Source organism: Actinoplanes sp. NPDC023801, from assembly GCF_040639655.1.
Classification (GTDB): domain Bacteria; phylum Actinomycetota; class Actinomycetes; order Mycobacteriales; family Micromonosporaceae; genus Actinoplanes.
In genome coordinates, this window is record NZ_JBFAAI010000013.1 from 29,559 (window position 1) to 55,009 (window position 25,451).

Annotated in this window: 26 protein-coding genes; 16 read left to right on the forward strand and 10 right to left on the reverse strand. The window is 71.6% G+C overall.

The window, feature by feature from the left end; genetic code table 11:
- Positions 1-10 precede the first annotated feature (10 nt).
- On the forward strand, positions 11-934 hold the full coding sequence (locus AB0G04_RS22960; protein ID WP_360986107.1) for a hypothetical protein: 924 nt from the start codon (positions 11-13) through the stop codon (positions 932-934).
- Positions 935-1,059: 125 nt separating this feature from the next.
- Here the strand turns inward: AB0G04_RS22960 and AB0G04_RS22965 are convergent, their stop codons facing one another.
- Positions 1,060-1,767: an LON peptidase substrate-binding domain-containing protein gene (locus AB0G04_RS22965; protein WP_360986110.1), complete on the reverse strand. Its 708-nt coding sequence runs from the start codon at positions 1,765-1,767 to the stop codon at positions 1,060-1,062.
- Between the two features lie 99 nt (positions 1,768-1,866).
- Between AB0G04_RS22965 and AB0G04_RS22970 the strand changes: the two genes are divergently transcribed.
- The 8 genes from AB0G04_RS22970 (at position 1,867) to priA (ending at position 7,610) form a co-directional block, all read left to right on the forward strand.
- Positions 1,867-2,670 carry a hypothetical protein gene (locus AB0G04_RS22970; protein ID WP_360986113.1) on the forward strand — a complete coding sequence of 268 codons (804 nt, stop codon included), beginning with the start codon at positions 1,867-1,869 and terminating at the stop codon, positions 2,668-2,670.
- Between the two features lie 66 nt (positions 2,671-2,736).
- A complete protein-coding gene (gene hisD, locus AB0G04_RS22975) occupies positions 2,737-4,047 on the forward strand; it encodes a histidinol dehydrogenase (RefSeq protein WP_360986116.1) in 1,311 nt (436 codons plus the stop codon).
- Positions 4,044-5,162, forward strand: coding sequence for a histidinol-phosphate transaminase (locus tag AB0G04_RS22980; RefSeq protein ID WP_360986119.1), 1,119 nt, complete (start codon positions 4,044-4,046; stop codon positions 5,160-5,162). Before hisD ends, AB0G04_RS22980 begins: the two co-directional genes overlap by 4 nt.
- The gene (gene hisB, locus AB0G04_RS22985; protein WP_106316996.1) at positions 5,159-5,770 is read left to right on the forward strand and encodes an imidazoleglycerol-phosphate dehydratase HisB; all 612 of its coding nucleotides are present in this window, start codon (positions 5,159-5,161) and stop codon (positions 5,768-5,770) included. Before AB0G04_RS22980 ends, hisB begins: the two co-directional genes overlap by 4 nt.
- Entirely contained in the window at positions 5,767-5,925 is a 159-nt protein-coding gene (locus AB0G04_RS22990) for a hypothetical protein (RefSeq protein ID WP_360986122.1), read from the forward strand. The genes hisB and AB0G04_RS22990 overlap by 4 nt, the downstream gene beginning before the upstream one ends.
- A complete protein-coding gene (gene hisH / locus AB0G04_RS22995) occupies positions 5,925-6,542 on the forward strand; it encodes an imidazole glycerol phosphate synthase subunit HisH (protein ID WP_360986125.1) in 618 nt (205 codons plus the stop codon). The genes AB0G04_RS22990 and hisH overlap by 1 nt, the downstream gene beginning before the upstream one ends.
- Positions 6,539-6,856 carry a hypothetical protein gene (locus AB0G04_RS23000; RefSeq protein ID WP_360986129.1) on the forward strand — a complete coding sequence of 106 codons (318 nt, stop codon included), beginning with the start codon at positions 6,539-6,541 and terminating at the stop codon, positions 6,854-6,856. The genes hisH and AB0G04_RS23000 overlap by 4 nt, the downstream gene beginning before the upstream one ends.
- 34 nt (positions 6,857-6,890) lie before the next feature.
- A complete protein-coding gene (gene priA, locus AB0G04_RS23005; protein ID WP_360986132.1) occupies positions 6,891-7,610 on the forward strand; it encodes a bifunctional 1-(5-phosphoribosyl)-5-((5-phosphoribosylamino)methylideneamino)imidazole-4-carboxamide isomerase/phosphoribosylanthranilate isomerase PriA in 720 nt (239 codons plus the stop codon).
- On the opposite strand, the gene AB0G04_RS23010 is transcribed toward priA, so the two are convergent.
- Entirely contained in the window at positions 7,576-8,484 is a 909-nt protein-coding gene (locus tag AB0G04_RS23010) for a LysR family transcriptional regulator (RefSeq protein ID WP_360986135.1), read from the reverse strand. The genes priA and AB0G04_RS23010 overlap by 35 nt on opposite strands.
- Positions 8,485-8,556: 72 nt before the next feature.
- On the opposite strand from AB0G04_RS23010, the gene AB0G04_RS23015 reads away from it, so the two are divergent.
- Complete coding sequence (locus AB0G04_RS23015) at positions 8,557-9,441, forward strand: EamA family transporter (protein WP_360986138.1); 885 nt, start codon at positions 8,557-8,559, stop codon at positions 9,439-9,441.
- Positions 9,438-10,199: an imidazole glycerol phosphate synthase subunit HisF gene (gene hisF / locus AB0G04_RS23020; protein ID WP_360986141.1), complete on the forward strand. Its 762-nt coding sequence runs from the start codon at positions 9,438-9,440 to the stop codon at positions 10,197-10,199. Before AB0G04_RS23015 ends, hisF begins: the two co-directional genes overlap by 4 nt.
- Here the strand turns inward: hisF and AB0G04_RS23025 are convergent.
- Together AB0G04_RS23025 and AB0G04_RS23030 are read right to left on the reverse strand one after the other, a co-directional pair.
- Positions 10,196-10,624 carry a hypothetical protein gene (locus AB0G04_RS23025; protein ID WP_360986144.1) on the reverse strand — a complete coding sequence of 143 codons (429 nt, stop codon included), beginning with the start codon at positions 10,622-10,624 and terminating at the stop codon, positions 10,196-10,198. The two genes, hisF and AB0G04_RS23025, sit on opposite strands and share 4 nt — an antisense overlap.
- A 25-nt stretch (positions 10,625-10,649) precedes the next feature.
- Positions 10,650-11,273 (reverse strand): hypothetical protein, encoded by a 624-nt coding sequence (locus tag AB0G04_RS23030; RefSeq protein ID WP_360986147.1) that lies wholly within the window; start codon positions 11,271-11,273, stop codon positions 10,650-10,652.
- Between the two features lie 59 nt (positions 11,274-11,332).
- On the opposite strand from AB0G04_RS23030, the gene AB0G04_RS23035 reads away from it, so the two are divergent.
- On the forward strand, positions 11,333-12,787 hold the full coding sequence (locus tag AB0G04_RS23035) for a PLP-dependent aminotransferase family protein (RefSeq protein ID WP_360986150.1): 1,455 nt from the start codon (positions 11,333-11,335) through the stop codon (positions 12,785-12,787).
- Between the two features lie 134 nt (positions 12,788-12,921).
- Here the strand turns inward: AB0G04_RS23035 and AB0G04_RS23040 are convergent, their stop codons facing one another.
- The gene (locus AB0G04_RS23040) at positions 12,922-13,365 is read right to left on the reverse strand and encodes a pyridoxamine 5'-phosphate oxidase family protein (protein ID WP_360986153.1); all 444 of its coding nucleotides are present in this window, start codon (positions 13,363-13,365) and stop codon (positions 12,922-12,924) included.
- 244 nt (positions 13,366-13,609) lie between these two features.
- Complete coding sequence (locus tag AB0G04_RS23045) at positions 13,610-15,433, reverse strand: long-chain fatty acid--CoA ligase (protein WP_360986156.1); 1,824 nt, start codon at positions 15,431-15,433, stop codon at positions 13,610-13,612.
- A 157-nt stretch (positions 15,434-15,590) separates the two neighbouring features.
- Between AB0G04_RS23045 and AB0G04_RS23050 the strand changes: the two genes are divergently transcribed.
- Positions 15,591-16,502 (forward strand): carbohydrate kinase family protein, encoded by a 912-nt coding sequence (locus AB0G04_RS23050; protein WP_360986159.1) that lies wholly within the window; start codon positions 15,591-15,593, stop codon positions 16,500-16,502.
- On the opposite strand, the gene AB0G04_RS23055 is transcribed toward AB0G04_RS23050, so the two are convergent.
- Positions 16,429-17,655 (reverse strand): amino acid permease, encoded by a 1,227-nt coding sequence (locus AB0G04_RS23055; RefSeq protein ID WP_360986162.1) that lies wholly within the window; start codon positions 17,653-17,655, stop codon positions 16,429-16,431. The two genes, AB0G04_RS23050 and AB0G04_RS23055, sit on opposite strands and share 74 nt — an antisense overlap.
- Positions 17,656-17,702: 47 nt before the next feature.
- Positions 17,703-18,329, reverse strand: coding sequence for a TIGR03085 family metal-binding protein (locus AB0G04_RS23060; protein ID WP_360986165.1), 627 nt, complete (start codon positions 18,327-18,329; stop codon positions 17,703-17,705).
- 147 nt (positions 18,330-18,476) lie between these two features.
- Between AB0G04_RS23060 and AB0G04_RS23065 the strand changes: the two genes are divergently transcribed.
- Positions 18,477-20,216, forward strand: a complete 1,740-nt coding sequence (locus AB0G04_RS23065; RefSeq protein WP_360986635.1) for an ABC transporter ATP-binding protein — start codon at positions 18,477-18,479, stop codon at positions 20,214-20,216.
- A complete protein-coding gene (locus AB0G04_RS23070; protein ID WP_360986168.1) occupies positions 20,213-21,973 on the forward strand; it encodes an ABC transporter ATP-binding protein in 1,761 nt (586 codons plus the stop codon). The genes AB0G04_RS23065 and AB0G04_RS23070 overlap by 4 nt, the downstream gene beginning before the upstream one ends.
- Before the next feature lie 105 nt (positions 21,974-22,078).
- On the opposite strand, the gene rpsD is transcribed toward AB0G04_RS23070, so the two are convergent.
- Positions 22,079-22,687: a 30S ribosomal protein S4 gene (rpsD, locus tag AB0G04_RS23075; RefSeq protein ID WP_106317011.1), complete on the reverse strand. Its 609-nt coding sequence runs from the start codon at positions 22,685-22,687 to the stop codon at positions 22,079-22,081.
- 70 nt (positions 22,688-22,757) lie between these two features.
- On the opposite strand from rpsD, the gene AB0G04_RS23080 reads away from it, so the two are divergent.
- Positions 22,758-23,495 (forward strand): DUF2470 domain-containing protein, encoded by a 738-nt coding sequence (locus AB0G04_RS23080; protein ID WP_360986173.1) that lies wholly within the window; start codon positions 22,758-22,760, stop codon positions 23,493-23,495.
- A 125-nt stretch (positions 23,496-23,620) separates the two neighbouring features.
- Here the strand turns inward: AB0G04_RS23080 and AB0G04_RS23085 are convergent, their stop codons facing one another.
- Positions 23,621-25,309 carry a hypothetical protein gene (locus tag AB0G04_RS23085; protein WP_360986176.1) on the reverse strand — a complete coding sequence of 563 codons (1,689 nt, stop codon included), beginning with the start codon at positions 25,307-25,309 and terminating at the stop codon, positions 23,621-23,623.
- Between the last annotated feature and the right edge of the window lie 142 nt (positions 25,310-25,451).

A 25,451-nucleotide genomic window follows, 5' to 3' on the forward strand; every position in this document is an offset into this window, starting at 1 on the left:
GGATCACAGGGTGGCGTACCCGACTGAGCAGCCGGCCGGCCCGTCCCAGCCTCCGGAGGGACCCGAGCCGGCCGTGCCCGTCACGCCCGGCCCGTTCGGCCCGGCGATCGACTGGCGGCAGTGGCTGCGGCTGGAGGGCCCGCCCCGGCCGTGGCGGCGCTCGCTTGCCGCCGGTGCCGGCGCCGCCGTGGCGATCATGGTCCTCGGTGTGCTCCTCGGCCTGCTCTGGGCGTGGCTCGCGCCGGCCGTGCCGGTGGTGAACGGGGGCGACGCCGGGGTACTCGTCACCGACGCCTCACCCGAGCAGTACATCGCCGCCGACGGCTGGTTCACCCTGCTCGGCCTCGGCTTCGGACTGATCGTGACCGTCGGTTCGTGGCTCGTGCTGCGCCGGGACCGTGGGCCGTTCCTGCTGTTCGGGGTCGTGGGTGGCGCCTTCGTGGCCGGTCGATGGGTGGCTCCGGCGGTCGGTGAGTGGCTCGGCCGGGACGCCTACCAGAACTGGCGGGAGACCGCGGCGCAGGGAGCGACCTACCTGGCGCCGCCGGAACTGCAGTCGCTCGGGCCGAAACTGGTGCCGGCGTTCATCGCGGCGATCGTGCTGACCCTGCTCGCCGGCTGGTCGAACGACCCGGACCTGGACCATCCGGGTGCACGGCCGGGGTACGGGCCGAACCACGGCTACCCGGCGCCCTTCGCCGAGGGGCCGGCCGTGCCCTACCCACCGGCGGCCGGGTACGACGAGCCGAATCCCTATGCGCCACCCGGCCCAGCCGGTGCGGGCGATCCCTATGCACCAACCGGCCCAGCCGGTGCCGGCGATTCCTATGCGCAGGCTGCCGGGCCGGGAGACAGCGGAGCGGCCGGGATCGAGACGCCACCCGGGGACGGCCCGGCGCCCGGGAAGGGAACCCGTCCGGGCGGGGACGCGTAGCTCGGGAGTTCCGCCTCAGCCCCGGCGGTCGCGTCGCGGCCCGGGCCACCCGCCACCTCACGCGGTGGTCCGGGACTGCGTCCGGTGCGGTGGGGGGGCGTCGTGGTTCGTACCCGCAGAGGGTCTTAGTTGGGGCTGGCCGGGCGGGCCAGATCGGAGAGCGGGACCGGGACCGCGCGGACCCGGGCCAGCAGACCCACCTCCCGGTTGAGCAGCCGCAACTCGGCGCGGAGCCGCGTGGCCGTGTCGGGCATGGCCAGCAGCATCTGGCGTTCCTCGACGGTGAGCTGCGCGGTCGCCGCGATCAGATGGGACAGCACGGTGGGGTCGTCGGGCACCTGCTCGAGGACCTCGCTGTTGGGCCGCAGCAGCTCCAGGTAGGCGCGGAAGGCGGCCAGAACCCGCGGGGCCAGCAGCTGTGACGCCGCGCTCGGCTCCTCGTCCTCGGGCAGCCACCGCACCTCGGCCGTCAGATAGGGCTCGGCGCCCTGCTCCACGCTGACCACCGAGAAACGGCGGCGGCCGACGGTCATGATGTCGAAGCGGCCGTCGGGGAGCTCGGTGACGTGCCTCAGCTCAGCCGTGCAGCCCACCTCGAAGAGGTCCGCCGCGGCGACGGGGGGCGTGGGGGCGGTGCCGTCCTCCCCGGTATCGGGCGCGACCTCACTGCCATGCCGGAGAGTGACCACGCCGAACTCATGCGGTGTCCCCTCCGACTTGGCCACCAGCTCACGCACGAGGGTGCGGTAACGCTCCTCGAAGATGTGCAGGGGCAGCACCAGACCGGGGAAGAGCACCGTGCTCAGCGGGAAGACCGGCAGCCGATCGCTCACGCTCTAACCCTAGTCCGCGCGCGACCATGGTCAACCCGCCGAGTCCGCCCGGGACGGTATTCGGTCGCCCGGAGTGCTCATGATCGATATCGTGCCCCGGTGTCTTCGAACTTCGACTGCCTGGGACTCGGATCGCTCGACCGGGACGGGCTGAACACTCTGCTCAACCGGATCCTGCCGTCCGCCGAGCTGATCGGTGAGGTGGACGGGGTCACGGTACGCCGCTGGACCGACCCGTCCGGGGTCCGGCTCGTGCTCACCCTGCGGGGCGGGAAGGTGCTCGACCTGCTGCCGTCCCTGGCCGGCGTACCCGGTGCGAATCTGACCGAACTGCGCCGGGTCAACGACGACATGGTGGTGGCGAACGTGGTCGACGACGACGGTGAGCAGACCACCATGCTGGCCACGGCCGCGGAGCAGTTGCGGCTGCTCGGCACGGGCGGTCCGGCGCTCGCCGGCCGGGCCTCGATGGTGGCTCTCGGGGTGCAGGTCGGTGTGCACGCCGACGAGGAGACGTTTGCGGCCTCGGACGACAGCCTGCTGAGCCCGCGGGACGACGACGGCGAACCGCCCGCACACTACGTGGAGAACGGCTGGTCGTGGCCGCCCCGAATGAGTGCCGAGTCGTTCATCTCGTACGGGACCTTCGACCACGAGAACGGCGAGCCGGTCGCCCGGCTCAACGGCATCGTCCTGGCCGCCGGGCGCCGGCGGGTCGAGGCGACCGGCGGCGAGTTCTCGGTTGCCCGGGTGCGCTCGGTCGGGTTCGAGGTGGACGTGTGCCTGCCCGGCGACCTGCCCACCCCGGAGCCGGGCAACGTGGTCGGCGGCTTGGTCTACCTGATCGCCGATCTGCCGTTCGTCGCCCCGCCGTCGCCCAAGCGCCGATGGTGGTCCCGCTGACGTCTCAACGCATGGGCCGCCCGGTCACCTCGTAAACCCGGTCGCGGGGCGGCATAGACTGGCCGGGTGCTGAATCGGATCGACCTGCGCGGCTCCCGACGGGACCCCCGCGGACTGCTGCCCCGTGCCCAGCTCGACGTCTCCGTGGCCGTCGAGCGGATTCGACCGGTCGTCGAGGCGGTCCATGAGCATGGCTTCAGCGCGATCCGGGAGGCGACCGAGAAGTTCGACGGTGTCACCCTGGAGCGCCTGCGGGTGCCGGCCGAGGCGATCGCCACGGCCGCCGAGACACTCGAGGACGACGTGCGCGCCGCCCTGCTCGAGGTGATCAAGCGGGCCCGCAAAGTGCACGCGGATCAGCGCCGCACCGATGTGACCACCCAGGTGGTCGACGGTGGCACGGTGACCGAGCGCTGGGTGCCGGTCCGCCGGGTCGGTCTCTACGTGCCGGGCGGCCTGGCCGTCTACCCCTCGACCGTGGTGATGAACGTGGTGCCCGCACAGGAGGCCGGGGTGGAGGGCCTGGTGGTGGCGTCGCCGCCGCAGGCGTCCAACAACGGCCTGCCGGACTCGCGGGTGCTGGCCGCGTGCGCACTGCTCGGGGTGACCGAGGTGTATGCGGTGGGTGGCGCGCAGGCGATCGCGATGCTGGGGTACGGCTCCGATGGGATCGACGAGAGCGACCGGTGCGAGCCGGTCGACGTCATCACCGGGCCGGGCAACATCTGGGTGACCGCGGCGAAGCGGCTCCTGCAGGGCCGGGTCGGGATCGACGCCGAGGCCGGGCCGACCGAGATCGCGATCCTGGCCGACGACACGGCCGACCCGCGGCACGTCGCGGCCGACCTGATCAGTCAGGCCGAGCACGACCCGCTCGCCGCGAGCGTGCTGGTCACGCCGTCGCCCGAGCTCGCCGACGCGGTCGAGGCCGAGCTGGACAGGCAGGTCGCGGCCACGAAGCACACCGAGCGGGTGCGCACCTCCCTGACCGGCGAGCAGTCCGGTGTGGTGCTTGTCGACGACCTGGAGCAGGGTCTGCGGGTGGTCGACGAGTACGCCGCCGAGCACCTGGAGATCCAGACGCGGGACGCGCGCGAGTGGGCCATGCGGGTCCGCAACGCCGGCGCCATCTTCGTGGGCGCGTGGGCGCCGGTGTCGCTGGGTGACTATGCGGCCGGTTCCAACCACGTGCTGCCGACCGCCGGGTGCGCCCGGCACTCGTCGGGGCTGTCGGTGCAGTCGTTCCTGCGCGGCATCCACGTCGTGGAGTACACCGAGGAGGCACTGCGGGACGTCGCGGGCCACGTGGTGGCGCTGGCCAACGCCGAGGACCTGCCGGCCCACGGCGACGCGGTGACGGCGAGGTTCGCCCGGTGACGACGATCGACGATCTGCCGATCCGGGACGATCTGCGGGGACAGACGCCGTACGGCGCGCCGCAGCTCGACGTCGCGGTCCGGCTGAACACGAACGAGCACGCCTACGCGGTGCCGCAGCCGGTGATCGAGGCGATGCGCAAGACCCTCGACGCCGAGCTGGCCGATCTCAACCGCTACCCCGACCGGGACGCGGTGGCGCTGCGCACCGACCTGGCCGGATACCTCGGTCACGGCCTCGGGTACGAATCGGTCTGGGCCGCCAACGGGTCGAACGAGGTGCAGCAGCAGCTGCTCCAGGCGTTCGGCGGACCCGGGCGTACAGCGCTGGGGTTCGGCCCGTCGTATTCGATGCACCCGCTGCTCGCCGCCGGTACCGGTACCCGCTGGATCGGCTCGCTGCGTGACCCCGACTTCGGGCTGCGGGCCGACGCGGCGGTCGCCGAGATCCACCGGCACGACCCCGACCTGGTCTTTCTCTGCTCGCCGAACAACCCGACCGGCACCGCCCTGGACCCGATGGTGATCGACGCGGTCCTCGGCGCGGCGCGCGGCATGGTGCTTGTCGACGAGGCCTATTTCGAGTACGCCCGGACCGGCACCCGCAGCGCCATCGAGCTGCTGCCCGCCCACCCCCGCCTGGTGGTGACCCGGACGATGAGCAAGGCGTTCGGTTTCGCCGGCGGCCGGCTGGGCTACTTCGCCGCCGACCCGGCCGTGGTCGACGCGGTGCAGCTGGTCCGCCTGCCGTACCACCTGAGCGCGCTGACCCAGGCCGCCGCGCGGGCTGCCGTGTCGCAGAGCGCCGCGCTGCTGGCCACGGTCGAGCAGATCAAGGTGCAGCGCGACCGGATCGTCTCCGTTCTGCGGGACCGCGGTGTGGCCGTCGCCGACAGCGACGCCAACTTCGTGCTGTTCCGCACCGGAGACGACCAGAAGGCCGCCTGGCAGGCGTTCCTCGACCGGGGCGTGCTGATCCGGGACGTGGGCCTGGCCGGCTGGCTGCGGGTCACCGCCGGCACCGAATCGGAGACGACCGCCTTTCTCAGCGCCGCCGAAGAGATCCTCGGCGAGCGGAACGAACCCCGACAACTGCGAAGCGAGGAAGCGCTGTGAGCCGCGTCGGCCGCATCGACCGCGTCACCAACGAGACCAAGGTGCTCGTCGAGATCGATCTCGACGGCACCGGCAAGGGTGACCTGCACACCGGGGTCGGTTTCTACGACCACATGCTCAACCAGCTCGCCAAGCACGGCGGATTCGACCTCACCGTGCGTACCGAGGGCGATCTGGAGATCGACTCGCACCACACCATCGAGGACACCGCGATCGCGCTCGGCGAGGCGTTCGCTCAGGCCCTCGGCGACAAGCGGGGCATCCGGCGGTACGGCTCGGCGACGATCCCGATGGACGAGGTGCTGGTCCGGGCCGCAGTGGACCTGTCCGGGCGGGCCTATGTGGTGCACGACGAGCCGCTGCTCGTGCCGTACATCGGCCCGGTCTATGCGACGAGCATGACGCGGCACATCTTCGAGGCGTTCGGCCACGCGGCGAAGGTGACTCTGCACGTGGACGTGCTGCGGGCCAGCCGTCCGGGCGGTCACCCGGACGCGCACCATGTGGTGGAGGCCCAGTTCAAGGCGTTCTCCCGGGCGTTGCGTGAGGCTGTCGAGATCGACCCGCGCAACGCCGGGGCGCTGCCGTCCACCAAGGGCGTCCTGTGATCTCCCTGGTGCTGTTCGCGCTGGCCGGCATCCTGCTCGGCGGGGTGATCCAGCTGGTCAAGTCGGACGCGACGAAGTTCAGTGTCGGTATCACCGCGGTGCTCGCGGTGCTGGCGGCCGCGGGCGGTTTCGCCTGGTGGCCGGGGGAGGCCTGATGGCGGCGAAGGTGGTGATCCTCGACTACGGGTCGGGGAACCTGCGGTCGGCCGAGCGGGCGGTGGCCCGGACCGGCGCGGACGTGACCGTGACCAGTGACCTGGCGGCGGCCGCCGAGGCGGACGGCCTGGTGGTGCCGGGCGTCGGGGCGTACGCGGCGTGCATGGCCGGGATCGAGGCGTTGAACGCCGGTCCGGTCATCGCCGATCGGGTGGCGGCCGGGCGGCCGGTCATCGGTATCTGCGTCGGCATGCAGATCCTTTTCGAGTCCGGCGTGGAGCACGGGGTGGAGACGAAAGGGCTGGGCCTGCTGCCGGGTTCGGTCACGAAACTCTCCGCCGAACGGATCCCGCACATGGGCTGGAACACCGTGGCGGCCCCGTCCGGGTCGCGGCTGCTGGCGGGACTAGATCCGGAGACCCGGTTCTACTTTGTCCACTCGTACGCCGCCCAAGATCTTGATCTTCTGGAGAACGCCCTGGTGACCACCGCGAACCATGACCTGCCGTTCGCGGCGGTCGTGGAGGCCGGTCCGCTCAGCGCCGCCCAGTTCCACCCGGAGAAGTCGGCGGACGCGGGGTTCGCTCTGCTGCGCAACTGGGTCGCGACACTTTGAGCAAGGAACGCGCGAAACGCCGGGCCGAGCGGCTCGCCGTTCTGGAACGGGAGAAGGCCGTCCGGGCCCGGCGGGTCGTCCGCCGGGAGCGCCGGCAGGCCTACCTGCGCCGGCTGCGGCCGCGGCTCGGCCGCGACGGCCGCCTCTATCACCGCAGCCGGCGGCAGCGGATCGGTATCGTCGTCGCCACGCTGCTCGCGGTCGCCGCGGTCTGGACGCTGATCCCGGACCTGCCCCTTCGCATCATCCTCACCGCCATGCTCGTTCTCGCCGTGCCGGCCCTCGTCGTCGTGGTGCTCGGCCGCCGCGCTTAACGCCCATCACGGGCTTACGTCCATCAGGAGAAACATGACCCTGCAACTGCTGCCCGCCGTCGACGTCGCCGACGGCCAGGCCGTCCGCCTGGTTCAGGGCGCCGCCGGTTCGGAGACCGCCTACGGTGACCCGCTGGAGGCCGCGCTGGCCTGGCAGAACGACGGCGCCGAGTGGATCCACCTGGTCGACCTGGACGCCGCGTTCGGCCGCGGTTCGAACGCGGAGCTGCTCGCCGACGTGGTCAGCCGCCTCGACGTGAAGGTGGAGCTGTCCGGTGGCATCCGGGACGACGAGTCGCTGACCCGTGCGCTGTCCACCGGCGCCCAGCGGGTCAACATCGGTACGGCCGCCCTGGAGGACCCGGAGTGGTGCGACCGGATCTGCGGTGAGTACGGCGACCGGGTCGCGATCGGCCTGGACGTGCGCGGCCGCACCCTGTCGGCGCGCGGCTGGACCCGCGACGGCGGCGACCTGTACGAGGTGCTGACCCGGCTCGACAAGGCGGGCGCGTCCCGTTACGTCGTCACCGACATCACCAAGGACGGCACCATGCGCGGCCCGAACCTGGAGCTGCTGCGCGAGGTGTGCGCCGCCACCGACAAGCCGATCATCGCGAGCGGTGGCGTGTCCACGCTGGACGATCTGCGGGCCCTGGCGACGCTGGAGCCGATCGGGGTCGAGGGCGTTATCGCCGGCAAGGCCCTCTATGCGGGCGCGTTCACCGTACGAGAAGCTCTTGCCGTTCTTGGTTGAGTTTCCACGCCTCGCGTAGTGCCTCCTCGGCTGCCCGGATCGCCGGCCGGGCAGCCGCGGAGTCACGCCAGGCGAGAACCACCCGGCGGGTCGGTACCGGGGTTATCCGGACGGAGCGCGTGCCGGGCGGGAGTTCCGCGCGGGCCAGCCGGGGGATGAGCCCCACCCCCAGTCCCGCCGCGATGAGGGTCAGCTGCGTCTCGAACTCGCCGACCTGGAAGTCCGGCACCACGCCGGGCAGGCTGCGGATCAGGTACTCGTAGCAGACGTCGCCGGCCCGCACTCCGATCCAGCGCTCGTGCCGGGCGTCCTCCAGGGTCGCCTCCCCGGTCAGCCGGTGATCACTGGGCACGATCAGGTCGGCGTGATCCTCGCCGAGTTGGACCTTCGACACGCAGTCCGGGTACCGCAGCGCGACCTCCGGCCAGTCGTCGAGGACGGCGATGTCGACGTGGCCGCGGCGGAGCATCTCCAGCCCCTCGTGCGGGTTCACCTCGATCACGCTGATGCTCAGGCCCGGATGGGCGGCCGTCAGCGTGCGCAGGGCGTGCGGCAGCAAGGCCCGGCAGGCGGTCGCGAAGGTGGAGACGGTGAGCCGCCCGGTGACCGTGTCCCGATGTGCGGCGAGCGCCGCCTCGGCCTCGTCGAGACCGGTCAGCACCCGTTCGGCGTGGTCGGCGAGGAGGCGTCCGGCTTCGGTGAGCCGCAGGCGGCGGCCGTCCTTCTCCACCAGCGTGGTGCTGATCTCGCGTTCCAGCTTGCCGATCTGCTGTGAGATGGCGGAGGGTGTGCAGTGCAGCGCCTGGCCCGCGGCGATGACCGTGCCGTAACTGGCCACCGCGTGCAGCGCCCGCAGTCTCCCCAGGTCAATCATGTAGCGATGCTACATCCTGGATGTAGGTTATTTTGCTGGTGCTTAACGGTCCGGCGGGACGAGGCTGGACCTATGAGAGCTCGTGACCTGGCTCTGGCGATCGCCGTGGCGGCCGTCTGGGGTTTCAACTTCGTCGTCATCCATGTAGGGCTGGACGCCTTCCCGCCCCTGCTCTTCTCAGCTCTCCGGTTCGCGCTTGCGGCCTTTCCCGCCCTGCTCCTCGTCGGCCGCCCGCAGGTGCCGTGGCGCTGGGTGATCGCGGTCGCGCTGGTCCTCGCCGTCACCAAGTTCAGCCTGCTCTTCATCGGGATGGAGGCGGGCATGCCGGCCGGGCTGAGCTCGCTGGTCCTGCAGAGTCAGGCCGTCTTCACGATGCTCTTCGCGGTCCTGCTGCTGCGGGAACGGCCGCGCCCGGTGCAGCTGGCCGGACTGCTCGTCGCCGCTGCCGGCGTCGTCCTCGTGGCGGCCCGCACGACCGCGCCGCTGCCCGCCTTCCTGCTGGTGATCGGCGCCGCCGCGGCCTGGGGGCTGTCCAACGTCGCGACCCGCAAGGCGTCCCCGCCGGACTCGCTGCGCTTCATGGTCTGGGTCAGTGCCGTGGCCACCGGTCCGCTCGTCGTGCTCACCCTGATCTTCGACGGACCGGCGGCTGACCTGGTCGCGCTGCGCGCGATCGACACCCGGGCGGTGCTGTCCCTGCTCTACATCGCACTGATCTCCACCCTCGCCGGCTTCGCCGCCTGGGGATTCCTGCTCAAGAAGTACGGCGCGGCGACCGTCGCCCCCTTCTCGATGCTGGTGCCGTTCTTCGGCATCGCGTCGGCCGCCCTTTTCCTCCACGAGCCCGTACAGCCGATCGAGGTGGCCGGCGGTGTGCTGGTGGTCGGCGGTGTGCTTCTGGGATTGGTCAGGGTCCGCCCGGCGGTGACGAAAGAGCTCGTTAGGGTTGGGGCATGACGGTCGCGGTTCGTGTGATTCCCTGCCTGGACGTCGACGCCGGACGGGTGGTGAAGGGCGTCAACTTCGTCGATCTGCGTGACGCCGGCGACCCGGTCGAGCTGGCCGCCGCCTACGACGCGGCCGGTGCCGACGAGCTGACCTTCCTCGACGTGACCGCTTCCTCCGACGACCGCGGCACCATGCTCGACGTGGTCCGCCGCACCGCCGAGACGGTGTTCATCCCCTTGACCGTCGGCGGCGGGGTCCGCTCCCCGGAGAACGTGGACGTGCTGCTCCGGGCTGGCGCCGACAAGGTGGGTGTGAACACCGCGGCCATCGCCCGGCCGGAGCTGATCTCCGAGATCGCCGAGCGGTTCGGCAACCAGGTGCTGGTCCTCTCGCTGGACGTGCGCCGGTCGGCCGGGCAGCCCAGCGGCTGGGAGGTCACCACGCACGGCGGGCGGCGCAGCGCCGGGCTCGACGCCGTCGAGTGGGCGTCGCGGGTGGCCGAGCTCGGCGCCGGGGAGATCCTGCTGAACTCGATGGACGCCGACGGGACCAAGGCCGGTTTCGACCTGCCGCTGATCCGGGCGGTGCGGGCCGTCGTCGACATCCCGGTGATCGCCAGCGGCGGCGCCGGCGAGACCGCGCACTTCGCGCCCGCGGTCGAGGCCGGTGCGGATGCGGTGCTGGCGGCAAGCGTCTTCCACTTCGGTGACCTCACCATCGGTGAGGTCAAGGACAGCCTGCGCGAGGCCGGCAACCCGGTCCGCTAGCGTCCGTCGGCCAGCCGCAGGCTGTATTCACGGACCGCCGCGTTGTAGGCCTGCTCGTCCAGCGACCAGTCCGACTCGCCCGGCTCGGTCAGCCGGTTCAGCTGTGCCTGCAACGTCATCACCGCGGACGACAGGCCACTGAACGGGCGCGTCCGCCACAGCTGCTCACCCGGGGGCGCGATCCGGATCAGGTCGTCCTCCGCGATGATCAGGCCGGCTCCGGCGAGGCGGCGCACCGACGTCTCCAGTTCCTCGCGGGTCGGCACGCTGTGGTGCAGGAAGTCGGCCGAGGCCAGAACGTCGGCCAGGGCAGCGCCGGTCACCGGCAATGCCGCGTGCAGTGCCCGGTCGCGCTCCAGGCGCTCGGCGATGACCGCGGAGACGAAGATCCATGCGTCGTTCCAGTTCCAGCCACCGGCCCCCATGTCGCAATGATGCCGTGCGGTGACGTCACCGGGAAGCGAATGTGTCCGGAAGATCACTGCGGACCGGCGGCGGCACCGACAGCTTCGGGAGGAACAGGTGCACGAGCGGGCCGATCGCCAGCGCGTACGCGATCGTGCCGACGCCGACCGTCCCGCCGAGCAGGAAACCGGCGCCCAGCACGGTCAGCTCGATGCCGGTGCGGATCACCCGCAGGGGCACCTTCGGGAACCGTGCGGCCAGGCCGGTCATCAGCCCGTCCCGCGGGCCCGGGCCCATCCGGCTGCCCAGGTACAGGCCGGTCGCGAAGCCGTTCAGCAGAATTCCCGACACCAGCAGCCCGACGCGCGTCGGCAGCCCCTCACCGGCCGGCAGCAGCGACAGCGTCGCGTCCGCGGCGAACCCCACCACCACCAGATTGGCCACCGTCCCGGCTCCCGGCCGCTGCCGCAACGGGATCCACAGCAGCAGCACGGGAACGCCCACGAGCAGCACTATCCAGCCGAAACGGATACCGGTCACTTCGGAGAGTCCCTGGTGGAAGACGTCCCACGGATTGAGGCCGAGGCCCGACTCGATCATCAGCGCCGTGCTGACGCCGTAGAGCAGGAGCCCGGCGAAGAGCTGGGGGACGCGACGGTACAGGTTCATAGCAGCCACTATTGATGCCAATCAGCCGATGCTAAAGTGCCAATTCTGTGGAGGTGGCTATGACGACGTCGGTTCGTGGAGACCAATTGGCTCGCCTGCTCGGCCGGTGGCATTCTCTGCCGGGCCGCCGGCGCAGCCCCGACTACGCGGCCCTCGCCGGAGCGGTCCGCGGGCTGCTCTCCGACGGACGGCTCGCTCTCGGCGTACGCCTGCCCGCCGAACGCGAACTCGCCGAAGCCCTCGCCATCAGCCGCACCACGGTGTCCGCCGCCTACCGCGCACTCCGCGAGACCGGCCACCTCGCCAGCCGCCGGGGTGCCGGCAGCTGGACCACCCTGCCCCACGGGCACCGGGTCGCCTCCTCCGGCCTGTGGACCCCCGACGACGACCTCGACATGATCGACCTCGGCTGCGCGGCCTCCGCCGCCCCCGTCGAACTTGTCCCCGCCGCCCGCGCCGCCGCCGACGACCTGCCCCGATACCTGGGCAGCGCCGGCTACCACCCCACCGGCCTGCCCGAGCTGCGCGCCGCCGTCGCCGAGGCCTACAGCAGACGTGGCGTGCCCACCTCAGCCGAGCAGATCCTCATCACGAGCGGCACCCAGCAGGCCCTCGACCTGGTGCTACGCCTGTCCGTCCCGGTCGGCGCACCCGTCCTCGTCGAGACACCTACCTACCCCAACGCGCTCGCCGCGCTCGCCGCCCGCCGCGCCCGGATCAGCACCCACGGCCTCGACCTGGAAACCGGGTGGGACGGCGAGATGCTCCTCGGTGCGCTGCGGCAGACCAGACCCCGCATGACGTACGTGATACCCGAGTTCCACAATCCGACCGGCCACCTCATGCCCACCGAGCTGCGCGAACGTCTCGTGGCAGCGGCACACTCAGCCGGCTCTGACCTGATCGTCGACGAGTCCTTCGTGGACCTTCCGCTCGACGACATCGCGATGCCGCCGCCCGTCGCCGTCTTCGACCGGCACTCCCGGGTCACGTCCATCGGCGGCATGAGCAAGGCCTACTGGGGTGGATTGCGGATCGGCTGGGTACGCGCGTCCGCCCCGCTCGTTCAGCGGCTCGCCGCCATCCGGGTCGGTGTCGACATGGCCAGTCCCGTCCTGGAACAGCTTGTGGCCGTACACCTGCTCCGGATCGCCGACGAGATCGTCACCGCCCGCCGCGCCCAGCTGCGTTTCCGGCGTGACACCCTGGTGGCCGCCCTGGGCGAACAGCTTCCGGAATGGCGCCTCGTCGTGCCACGCGGCGGTGTCACCCTGTGGGCCGAGCTCGACGGTCCGATCTCCAGCGCCCTGTCCCGTGCCGCCGAGGACGTGGGCGTACGGCTGGCGCCAGGGCCCCGGTTCGGGCTCGACGGCACCCTCGAACGCTTCCTGCGCCTGCCGTTCACCCTGCCCGCCGACGACCTCAGCGAAGCCGTCCGGCGCATCGCCTCGGTCCGCCACGACCTCGACCACGCGGCCCGCCCGGCCTGGCGTACCCCGGTGGTCATCACCTGACCGGTTTCATCCCTGCCGGGGCCGTCAGCCGGACGGCACCCGGACCGGTGCCGCGCGGGCATGGCTCGTAGTGTGGGCGACGTCCACCGGATCGCCGCATCCGGCCGGTCCTTGTGATCAGTCGGCCTTTGTGGTCAGTCCAGCCAGACGCCGTCCCGCATGAGGGTACGGCCGGCGATCTCGACCTCCTCGCGCCATGCCTGGACCCGCTCCATCCGGAGAATGAGGAATACGTAGGACGGGCCGGCGGTGCGCGGATCCCAGTCGTTCTGCGCGGCGTAGGCCTCGCCGATCCCGGGTGCGCCGGCGACCGGAAGCCAGCGGTCCAGGACGGCGTCGATCATGACGACGTCGCGGGTCGAGCCCAGGCCGATCCGGGTACGGCCGGTCGCGATCAAGCTTTTTGCGGTCGGAGTGTCGCGGCCGGTGGCCACGACGAGTCGCTCCTGGAACCAGCCGAGCGTCAGCGGGACCAGATGCGGGCCGTCGGTGGCGACCCAGGCGTCCAGAACCGGTGCCGCCAGCCGGGCCAGGGTGTCGGCCTTGCGCTGAGCCCTCGATCGCACGACGTCACTCACCGGCCCAGCCTAGATCCGATCCAGCCGCGCGCTGCCGCTGCCCACAGCCGCCCGACACAGCCGCACCGTCCAGCCACAACCCCGCGGCTGTGCGCTACCGCGGTCTCCGGGCCTCTGAGACAGCGGCACCGTCCAGCGGGTGGGTGGCCCGGTACGTGTGGGTGCGGTTGTGGGGGCTTCGGGCGTACACGAAAAAGAGGCCGGCGGCCCGGAAGCGGACCGCCGACCTCGAGTGGAGCAGGTGTCAGATCTGGGCGAGACTGCCCTCGTACATCTTGTCGATCTGCTCGGCGAAGTTCGTCTCGACGCTGCGGCGCTTGATCTTCATCGAGGGAGTGACCTCGCCGGCCTCGATGCTGAGGTCGCGGGGGAGGATCGCGAACTTCTTGACGGTCTCCCAGCGGTTCAGCTTGGCGTTGAGCTCCTTGATGTAGCCCTCGACCAGCGCGTGTGTCTCCGGCGCCGCGACGATCTCGTCGTAGCTCTTGCCGGCCAGCGGGCCGTTCGCCGCCCACGTCGTGATGGCGTCCTCGTCGAGGGCGATCAGCATGGTGACGAAGTTGCGGTTCTGGCCGACGACGACCGCCTGCGAGGTGTACGGGCAGACCGCCTTGAACGCGCCCTCGATCGCCGACGGGGCGATGAACTTGCCGCCCGAGGTCTTGACCAGGTCCTTCTTCCGGTCGGTGATCTTCAGGTAGCCGTCGGCGTCGAGCTCGCCGATGTCGCCGGTGCGCAGGAAGCCGTCCTCGGTGAACGCTTCGGCGGTGGCTTCGGGCAGGTTGTGGTAGCCGCGCATCACCGGGGCGCCGCGCAGCAGCACCTCGCCGTCGCTGTCGATGCGGACCTCGAGGTCACCGAGCGGCTGGCCGACCGTGCCGATCCGCAGCTTGCCGTTGCGATTGACGAAGTTCGCGGCGCACGCCTCGGTCATGCCGTAGCCCTCGAGGATCGGCAGGTTCGCCGCGGCGAAGAACTCCGAGATGTCGCGGCTGAGCGCGGCCGAACCGCTGACCAGTACCTTGATGTTGCCGCCGAGCTTCGCCTGGAGCTTGGAGAAGACCAGCTTCTCGGCGATCCAGTACTGGACGGCCAGGCCGGCCGGGACCGGCTTGCCGGCCTGCTGCAGTGCCACCCGCTTCTTGCCGGTCGCAACCGCCCAGCTGAAGATCTTCGGCTTGAGGCCGGTGCCGGAGAGGCCGCTCGTGACGGTCTTGTTGTAGACCTTCTCGTAGATGCGGGGCGGGGCGCACATCAGCGTCGGCTTGATCACCGCGAGCAGGTCGATCAGCTTGTCCACCCGGCCGTCGACGTAGGTCGGGACGCCCACGTGCAGGATGCCGCAGAGCAGCGTCTTGCCGAACGCGTGCGACATCGGCAGCCACAGGTAGTGCAGGTCGTCGGGGGCGAACAGGCCGAGGTCCTGCTGGGCCACGCCCTCCCAGGTCCAGCCCTTGTGCAGCAGCTCGACGCCCTTGGGGCGGCCGGTGGTGCCGGAGGTGTAGATCAGGGTGGCGACGTTGTCCGGGCCGAGCTGGGCGACCACCTCGTCGATCATGCCCGGGTCACGGGTCAGCGCCTCGGTGCCGAGGCGCTCCAGCTCGGCCAGGGTGATCTGCGGCGGGGTGGCGCCGGCGTCGGCGGGGCCGTCGATCAGGACGACCTTGGTCACCGCGGTCTCCGCGCCGGCGATCTTGAGCGCCTGCTTGGCGTTCTCGGCGATCAGGATCTTTGAGCCGGAGTCGGACACGATGAACGACGTGTCCTCCGGTTCGGTGGTCGGGTACACCGTGGTCGCGGCCGCGCCGGCCACGTTGATGCCCAGGTCGACCAGGATCCACTCGAGACGGGTGTTGGACAGGATCGCGACCCGGTCCTCCAGGCCGATGCCCAGTTCACGCAGTCCGGCACCGATCGCCCGGGTGCGCTCGCCCACCTGGCGCCAGGTCAGCCAGGCCGGACCGCTGTCGTCCGCGTTCGGGCCGGCGAGGGCCCGGGCGTCCGGAGTCTTCGCCACGCGCTGAAAAAGCATGTCCGGGATCGAGCGGTAGGGAACCTGGAGAGCCATATGGGGTGCCGCCTTAAACCTCAACGGGGGGTATGTAACCGGAGTGTTACCGAAGGGTAATGTGTGTTCGGCACCACGGCTAGAGCTGAACACCTCCATCCTAGCCAGCCGGAGTGCCGGTTCCAGGCCCCTGCCGGTGCCGCATTACGTTGTGGGGATGACCTTCCTCGTGATCGGCGGTACCGGTATCGACACCGTGGTGCACGTGGGGGACCTGCCGGTCCTCGGTGCCGACTCGGCGCGGCCGCGGGGCCCCATCGAGGACCATGTCTCGCACACCGGCACCTGTGTGGCGCTCGCCCTGCGCGCGCTCGGTGAACACGTCACGGTGATCGACACGGTGGGTGACGACGAGCCGGGCCGCCGGGTGCGCGCCGCGTTCGAGGGATGGGGGATCGGCCTGCGGGCCGCGCCGGCACCGGCCGGGACCCGCCGGGCGGTCAACCTGATGAGCCCGGACGGCCGGCGCCTGTCGCTGTACGACGGACGCGACGTACCCGGGTACCGGCTGCCCGAGGAGTACTACCGGCCGCTGCCCGCGGGGATCCGGCACGTCCACGTGACGATCATGGACTGGGCCCGGCACCTGATCCCGGTGCTGCGGAAGGCAGGCGTGACCGTCTCCACCGACCTGCACGACTGGGACGGCGACAACCCGCACCATCTCGACTTCGCGCTCGGCGCGGACATCGTCTTCGTCAGCGCCGTCCAGCTGGCCGCGGGCGCCGCCGAGCGGATCCTGGCCGACGGCGTGGCCGGCCGGGTCGTCGTCACCGACGGCGCGAGGGGCGCCGACCTGTACACCCGGGACGGGGTCACGCACCGGGACGCGGCCGACCCGGGCGCGCCGATCGTCGACACCAACGGGGCCGGGGACGCGTTCGCGGCCGCGTTCCTGAGCGCCTGGCTGTCCGGGGCCGGTGACGACGACTGCCTGGGCCAGGCGGTGGTGGCCGGGGCGTACGCCTGCACCGCCCCGGTCGGCGCGGACGCCTTCATCGACCGGGCGACACTGACCGCCGGTGGGTTGCCTGGTACACCAGGGCACCACCGGCGATCACCAGGCTGAGCAGGGCCGTCGGGCCGTTCAGCCAGAGCAGCGCCACCACGGCGGCGAACGCGATCCCGGCCACCGCGCGGGACCCGCCGGCCGGCAGCAGACGCAGCGCGGCCGCCGTGCCGATCACGTACACCAGGGTGAAACAGCCGGTCACCAGCAGCGTGGCGGTGTGCAGCTCGAGCGGCAGCAGCACGGCCCCGATACCGCTGAGGAAGAGGAAGGTCAGCGAGCGGCGCTGCGCCCCGAACACCCGGGCCGGCAGCGCGCCCTCGGCCGCCAGGGCCACCCCGAGCCGGCTCGCCCCGGCGAAGTAGGCGTTGACCGCGCCGAGGGTCAGCACCACGGCGACCACCGCGGTGAGGACCCGGACCGGGCCGCCGAGGCCGATCGCCAGCAGATCGGCCAGCGGCGCCCGGCTGCCGGCCAGGCCGGGGCCGAGCGCCAGCACGCTCACCGTGGCGACCGCGAGGTAGAGGACACCGACCACGGCGACCGCGATCAGGGTGGCCCGGGGGACGTCACGGCGGGGATCGCGGTATTCGCCGGAGAGCGAGGACAGCGCCTCCCAGCCGGCGAAACCCCAGACCAGCAGAGCGGCGGCCGCACCGGCACCGGCCCAGCCGTGCGGGGCGAACGGGGTCAGGTTCGACAGGCGGGCGTGCGGCAGGGCGGCGATCACGGTCACCACCAGCAGCGCCACCAGCGCCACCGAGAGGACCAGCTGGATCCGGCCGGAGACGCGCAGGCCGAACCAGTTCATCGCGTACGCCGTACCGACGATCGCCAGGAAGGTGCCGAGCTCGGTGGCCCGGCCGCCACCGAGGACGTCGGAGACGTACCCGCCGGTGAAGGCGACGGCGACCGGCGCACCGAGCGGGACCGCGAAGTAGAAGCACCAGCCGACCGCCGCCGCGGCCCGTGGGCCGAACGCCATGCCGGCGTAGGTGGAGACACCGCCGCCGTCCGGATAGCGGGCACCGAGAGCGGCGAACGTCCAGGCCAGCGGCGCCGACAGGGCGATCAGCGCGATCCATGCGACCAGCGACGCCGGCCCGGCCGCGTCGGCGGCGAGCGCGGGGAGCGAGATCAGCCCGGTGCCCAGGACGGCGCCGACGGAGAGGGCGGCACCCTGGGACACGGACAGGTCGGTGCTAGCGGTCATGGTGCGAACCCAACCACGGGGAGGGCTCCCCGGCGGAACCGTTTTCCTCAGACCCCGAGGCGGGCGGTACGGAGGCGTTCGGCCAGCTCAGGAGGCCCTTCGAGGGTGACCTGGGCAGCCCGCTGACGGCCGAAGAAGAAGACTGCGATCTCGCCCACATCACCGATGACCCGGATCTGCGGCCGTTCGCCGTTGCGGATCGCGGGCCGGCCGGTCGGCTCGATCGACGCGGTGATCCGCAGGCGGCTCAGCGAGGCCCGGACGAGCAGCTTCAGATTGCGCCAGAGGGTGGTCTCGAACTCCGGGTCCAGCCGCCGTGGTTCCCACGTGCCGCCGCCGCGCCGGACGTCCTCGTGGTGGATGAACATCTCCATGGTGTTGGCGAGCGGATCGACCACCGGATTGCTCACCGGGCTCCAGACCGGTGGGTTACGGAGCTGGGCGATCAGTTCCTCGTACGGCAGCGCGGCGCGGGCCAGGCGCACCTTCTCCCCGTATCCGGCGAGCGGCTTGATGAGGATGCCGGCCGCCGAGTCCGGTCGTCGCTCGCGGACCACGATGTGCGCGGCGAGGTCGCGCGTGGTCCACCCGGTGCAGAGCGTCGGAGCGTCCGGGCCTTCGCTGAGCAGCAGGTCGGCCAGGAGTTCCCGCTCGCTGCGGGCGTAGTTGGTCATGAGCCGATGGTAAGCGACACCTGACGATGTAATCGTGGCCACAATGTAAACGGCTGCGTGGTGGGCAAGGATGGACCGGTAAGGTCGGACGTGCCGACTAATGCTTACCAGTCAGGTAGGAATGTGACCAGCAGCACCGGCAATGACGTGCTGGTACGGGGACTGCGGGTGCTCGGCCGGGCGATCCGGACGGAGCCGCGGCTTTTCACCGTCAGTGCGATCGGCAGTAGCTTCTTCGGGTTTCTGATCATCGCGAACTCGTACGTCGTGGGTGCCGTCATCGGCGACGTCGTGGTGCCCGCCTTCGCCGAGCGCCGTGTCGGCACGGGCGGCCTGGCCCTGGCCGTGGCCGTCCTGCTGGGGCTCAGCATGCTGCGGATCGCCAGCATCTGGGCCCGCCGGCTGGGCGCCGGATTCATGCAGTTCCGCCTGCAGGCGCGATACCGGCGCGCGGTGACCCGCCGCTACCTGTCGCTGCCGCCGGAGTGGCATCAGCGGCACGCCACCGGTGCCCTGCTCTCCAACGCGAGTTCCGACGTCGAGGCCGCGTTCGCACCGATCGCGCCGCTGCCGTTCGCGGTCGGCACCATCGTGATGATCGTCGGCGCCCTGGTCTCGCTGTTCCTCACCGACTGGGTGCTCGCGCTGGTCGGGGTCGCACTGTTCCCGGCCCTGTTCGCACTGAACTTCTTCTACTCGCGCCGGATGTCGCCCCGGCAGATCCACGCCCAGCGGATGCGCGCCAAGGTCGCCGCGGTGGCGCACGAGAGCTTCGACGGCGCCCTGGTGGTCAAGACGATGGGCCGGGAGGCCGACGAGTCGCGCCGGTTCGGTGTCTTCGTCAGCGAGCTGCGGGACGCGCTGGTCGCGGTGGGCCGGCTGCGCGGCGTCTTCGACCCGCTGATGGAGAGCCTGCCCAGCGTCGGCACGCTGGCCGTGCTGTTTCTCGGGACGTGGCGGCTGCAGACCGGCGCCATCACCGTGACCGAGGTGGTCAGCGTCGCTTTCCTGTTCACCGTGCTGGCGTTCCCGGTCCGGGCGATCGGCTGGGTGGTCGGCGAGCTGCCGCGCAGCGTCGCCGGCTGGGAACGGGTCGAGTGGGTGCTGAGCGCCGAGGGCGACCTGGAGTACGGCTCCGGCGAGCTGCCCGGCTCCGGCCCCGCCGAACTGCGTTTCGACCGGGTCGGCTACCGGTACGCCGACGGTCCGCCGGTTCTCACCGACGTGACCTTCACCGTCCCGGCCGGGAAGACGGTGGCCCTGGTCGGCGCGACCGGCTCCGGCAAGTCCACCGTCGCGGCGCTCGCCATGCGGCTGGTCGACCCGGAGTCCGGCGCGGTCTCCCTGGACGGAATGAAACTGCCCGACCTGTCGGCGCCCGTGCTGGCCACGGCGACCGCGCTGGTCCCGCAGATCCCGTTCGTCTTCGACGACACGATCCGCGGCAACGTGGCTCTGGACCGGCCGGAATCCGACGACGACCGGGTCTGGGCGGCGCTGCGCCTGGCACAGGCCGACGGGTTCGTCGGCGGCCTGCCGGACGGGCTGGGCACCGAGGTCGGCGAGCGGGGCACGTCGCTCTCCGGCGGGCAGCGGCAGCGGCTCACGCTGGCCCGCGCGCTGGCCGGCCGGCCCCGGCTGCTGGTGCTCGACGACGCGACCAGTGCGGTGGACCCGCGGGTGGAGGCCGCGATCCTCGGGGCGCTGCGCGAGTCCGGCACGTCGCTGCTGGTGGTCGCCTACCGGCGGGCCAGCATCGCGCTCGCCGACGAGGTGGTCTACCTGCATCGGGGCCGGGTCGTGGCGACCGGCACCCACACCGAGCTGATGGACTCGCAGCCGGGTTACCGGGATCTTGTCACCGCGTACGAGAAGGCCGGGAAATGAGCGACGTCGGAACCTTCGTCACCCTGCGGCGCGGGCTGGGGCTGTCGCCGGAGCTGCGGACCGGCCTGGCCGGGACGATCGGCCTGGCGATCCTGCAGATGTCCGGCCGGGTCGCCGTGCCGGTCGCCGTGCAGCAGGGCATCGACCACGGCATCAACGCCCCCGGCGGCCCGGACGCCCGGATCGTGCTCGGGGTGGTGGCGCTGACCCTGGTCGCGCTGGCCGTCTCGACGTTCTGCGGCTACCTCATGACCCGGCGGCTCTTCACGGTCACCGAGACCGCGCTCGGTGGCATCCGCTCGCGGACCTTCCGGCACATCCACGACCTGTCGATGCTGCACCAGCAGTCCGAGCGGCGGGGTTCGATGGTGTCCCGGGTGACCGGCGACGTCGACCAGATCTCGCAGTTCCTGCAGACCGGCGGGGTGCAGCTGCTGCTCGCCGGCGGCCAGCTGATCGTGTCCACGGTGGTGATGTTCGTCTACTCGTGGCAGCTCACGATCGTGGTGCTGCTCGCATTCGGGCCGGCGGTCGCGGTGATCCGGCTGTTCCAGAAACGGCTGGCGGCCGCCTACCGTACGGTCCGCGAACGCAGCGGTGTGATGCTCGGCACGGTCGCGGAAAGTGTGGTGGGCGCCACAGTGATCCGTGCGTTCGGTGTCTCGGACCGGACCGGGCGGCGGCTCGACCGGTCCATCGACGACCTGCGCGCGGCTCAGCAGCGGGCCATGCGTACCAGTGTGGCCAGCTTCTCCAGCGGGGAGCTGAGCGGCGGCCTGGCCCTGGCCGGGGTGGTGGTGGCCGGTGTCCTGCTCGGGGTGGACGGTGAGCTCACGGTGGGCCGGCTGACCGCGTTCCTGTTCCTGGTGACGCTCTTCATCCAGCCCGTGCAGATCGCCACCGAGCAGCTCAACGAGGCGCAGAACGCGGTCGCCGGCTGGCGGCGCATCCTCGACGTGCTCGACGTGGACCCGGACGTGGCCGACCCCGACGACGAGGGTGTCGAGCTTCCGGCCGGCCCGCTGTCGGTGCGCTTCGACGACGTGTCGTTCCGCTACCCGGGCGGGCCGGTCGTGCTGTCGCACGTGGACCTGGAGCTCGAGGCCCGGAAGAAGTACGCGGTGGTCGGGGAGACCGGCAGCGGCAAGACGACGTTCGCCAAGCTGCTCACCCGCCTGATGGATCCGGCCGAGGGCACGGTCCTGCTGTCCGGGACGCCGCTCACCGGCGTGCGGTTCTCGTCGCTGCGGGCACGGGTGGTGATGGTGCCGCAGGACGGCTTCCTCTTCGACGCGACGATCGCCGAGAACATCCGCTTCGCCGAGCCCTCACTCACCGACGACCAATTACGCGCGGCCTTCACCGAGCTGGGGCTCGGCGACTGGCTCGCCGGCCTGCCGGCCGGTCTCGAGACGGCGGTGGGCGAGCGCGGCGAGTCGCTCAGCGTCGGCGAGCGGCAGCTGGTGGCTCTGGTACGCGCGTACGTCGCCGACCCTGACCTGCTGGTTCTCGACGAGGCGACCAGTGCGGTCGACCCGGCCACCGAGGTGCGCCTGCAGTACGCCCTGGACCTGGTGACCCGTGGCCGGACCACGGTCGCGATCGCGCACCGGCTCTCCACGGCCCAGGCCGCCGACGAGGTGATAGTCGTGGATGCGGGCCGCGTCGTGCAACGCGGCCCGCATGCCCTTCTCGTCGCCGAGGAGGGTTCGATCTACGCCAAGCTCTACGCCAGCTGGTTGGAACAGACACGCTGACCGGGGGATCCCCGGTGAGATGAGCGCGTCGCTCGCAGCGGCCGCGGGGTGGTGCGACCGCTGCGAGAGGCCCGCCATTTCAGCGATTCAAGAGCCGGGACCGTCTTATCGGGCGTAGTACTCGACGACCATCTGCTCGTCGCAGAGCACCGGGATCTCCGACCGCTGCGGGGCACGGATCACCGTGGTCCGCAGCTCCTCCAGGACGGTGGAGAGGTACGGCGCGGTCGGCCCGTCGATGTGCGTGCCGGTGGCCGCAATCTGGAACGGCGGCTTCTGCCGGCTGGTCTCCTTGACCTCGATGACCTGGCCCGGCTTCAGCTTGTAGCCCGGCCGGTCCACCTTCTTGCCGTCCACCGTGAAGTGGCCGTGCACGACCAGCTGACGGGCCTGGTAGATGGTCCGGGTGAAACCGGCCCGGAACACGGTGGCGTCCAGCCGGCGCTCGAGCAGCGTGACCATGGTCTCGCCGGTCTTGCCCTCGGCCTTGTGGGCGGCGTCGTAGGCCGCCCGCATCTGGACCTCGCTGATGTTGTACTGGTGGCGCAGCCGCTGCTTCTCCAGCAGCCGGACCTGGTAGTCGGAGGCCTTGCGACGGCCACGGCCGTGTACGCCCGGCGGGAACGGCCGCCGCTCGAAGTACTTGACGCATTTACGCGTCAGAGGGATTCCGAGGGCCCGCGAGAGCTTCGCCTTGGGTCGAGAGTTGTTCAACTGCGATCTCCTGTTACGGTTAGCCTTGCCTAACTTAGGTAAGCCTAACCGGTGCCCGGAGGTGCTCGTCATGCAACCCAGTCCCGCCGAGATCGCGCGTACTCTCGCCGCCGGTCACCTGCCCGCCGTCGCCCACATCGCCTGCCGTCCGGGACCGCTTCCGGTCCGGCACGTGACCGACTCACAGGGACGGGTCCTGCTTCTGGTGCCGAGCGAGGGAACTCTCGCCGGGGCGTTGCGCCCGCAGGACGGTAACGACGACACCGCGCTCGTTCTAGACATCCGGGACGTCCCGCCCATGGCGACATCACCGTCGCTGGGCCGGGTCTGGATCTCCGGCTGGGCCGCGAAACTCGACGGCGACGACGCCCGCGCAGCGGCGCTCGACTACGCCGACACCGACGCCTGCGGCGACCTGCTGGACATCGGCGAGAGCCAGACGCTCTACCGGATGGAGGTCGCCGAGGTCCGCTACGAGCGCAACGAGAAGCTCGTCGAGATCGACCCGGACGACTACGCCGAGGCCACCCCGGACCCGCTGCGCGCCGTCGAGTTCGACCTCATCGCCGATCTGGCCGACCACCACATGGGCGAGATGAGCGACTACGTGCGCCGGCAGCTGGGCAACGAGGCGCGGCCCGGCGACGAGCCGAAGGTCGTACGGATGGACCGGTACGGCTTTCTCGTGCGCATGGGAACCCGCAGTGCCCGGCTCGCCTTCCCGCGCCCGGTGACCGACCGGCACGACCTGGCGCACCTGCTCCACCCGATCCTCTGCCGCCGCTGCTGCAACAGCAACGCCGCCTGAGGTCCTGATCGGGACGGGCCCCTGCGGCCGACCTTCTGCCGCCGTCATGGCCGTGGGAGCCCGTCCTCGAGCCCTGTCACCCGGTGCCGCGGGTGGCAGGGCTCATTCGTCTTCCACCCTGTCCGTCAGAGGGACAGGATGCGCTCCAGGAATTCCCGGTAGCCGCGCATCGCCATCCGCATGCTCTCGGTGTCCGGTGTGTCGGTGCCGCGCAGCGGGTCGAGCTCGTCGCGCTCGGCCAGCAGCACCTCGGTGAGCTCGTTGACCGCGTCGGTGAGCAGGTCGTGCGCCCTGGTCAGCGCGGTGACTGGGTCGTCGACGAACTCGGCCTTCACCTCGTGCCACGCCGCCCGGAAGTGCCGGGCCGCGTCCTCGTCCCAGACGGTACGGCCGATCATCGGCTCCTCGGCGGCCGTGTCGGCGGGGGCCATCTCCTCGGTCGCCGCGGCGCGGCGAGCGCTCCGGCGGACCGGCTCCACATCCTCCAGGCTGGCCGACCGGCGCATCGACGGGACCGGCGTCTCCGCGGCCGCCTCCTCACGGGCACGCCGGACGGGCGGCGCCGGCGGGAAGGTGAGGAACTCCGGCGGGGGCGGAGTGACCGATCCGGCCGCCGGGGCCGCGGGAGTGACGGATGCCACACCGAATGTCTCGCTCGGCCGGCCCAGGCTGTAGCCCGCCGGCGCGAAGCCGTAGCCGCCCTCCGCAGCCGGCGGCAGACCGGCGTAACCGCCGCCCTCGCCCGGTTCGCCGAGATCGATGGTCAGATCCGGTGGAGTCCGGGTCGCCGGGATCTGCACCGAGGCCGACGCGGACACCGGCGCGCTCGGGGCCTGAGCCGGGGAGACCGGGGCGGGCGCCGCCGGGTCGGCCGGCTCAGGAGCCCGGCCCGGCATGCCGGACACCGGCTGCAGGGTCCCGGCCGGGTGATCGGGGGTGAAGTCCGCGACCGAGTACGGGTTCGGCGGGTACGCCGGTGACACCGGTGCCCCCGAGACCGGACCGGCCGACACCGGCGTGACCTGCTGGGTCATGCCGGGCACGGAAGCCCAGCCGGAGGCCGCGCGCGGCGGGTCGGCCGGAACCTGCCCCGGCGACTCGTCGACCGGCTCGCCCGTCCCGTCCGGGTGGGCCTCGCCGGTCTGCGCGTAACCGGGCGCGCCTGCCCGTCCGTTCATGTCCTCACGTCCGTTCTCGTCGCTGTGTCCCGCCACCTCGGCGGCCTCCTGGCCGGCGTCCGGCGGTGTCTGGTCCGCGGGCTCGTCCGCCGGTGTGGCACCGGCCGTCTCCTGGTCGGTCGGCTCGTCGCCGACCTGAGACTCACCGGCCGGGGAAGCGCCGTCCTCGGAATCCGTGGCTCCGGGACCGTCGTCCCGTCCGCCGAAGAGGAACCTCCCGGTACGTCCCCCGAGGCCGAAGCCACCGAAGGCGCCCTCGGACTTTACGTCCTGCGCGGGTTCCACCTCGTCGTCCGGAGGTACGGAGTGATCAGTATCGCCGTGCCGTTCCCGGTCCGGCGGGCCGGACGCCTGCTGGTCATCGGCGGGATGGTTGCGCTGGGCACCGCGGGCCGCCGCCCGGTTCAGCCCGAACGGATCGGCCGCACCCGGATGGCGGGCCGCCGAGGCGATCGGCGCCAGCGGCGGGATCGGCCGGCTGCGGAAGGTACCCAGCGGTGAGCCGTGGAGCAGATCGGCGGGTGTCGCCGGTGGCTCCTCATCGGGACTCGGGACCTCCGGCTCCGGGCGCACCTGCCAGAAGCGGGCGAGGCCGTTCGAGGACCGGGTGTTGTCGGGGCTGGACGTCGGCTCCATCTGGCGTTCACCACTCCCGTTGCGAGGCCGCGCCCGCCGGGATGCCTGAGTCCGCACACCGGGCAGCGGGCGCCGGGCAGTCAGGCACGTACCGCGCTTCCCGGGCGACGGTACCGCTGAAGGATCGCGAGCACACCCCCGG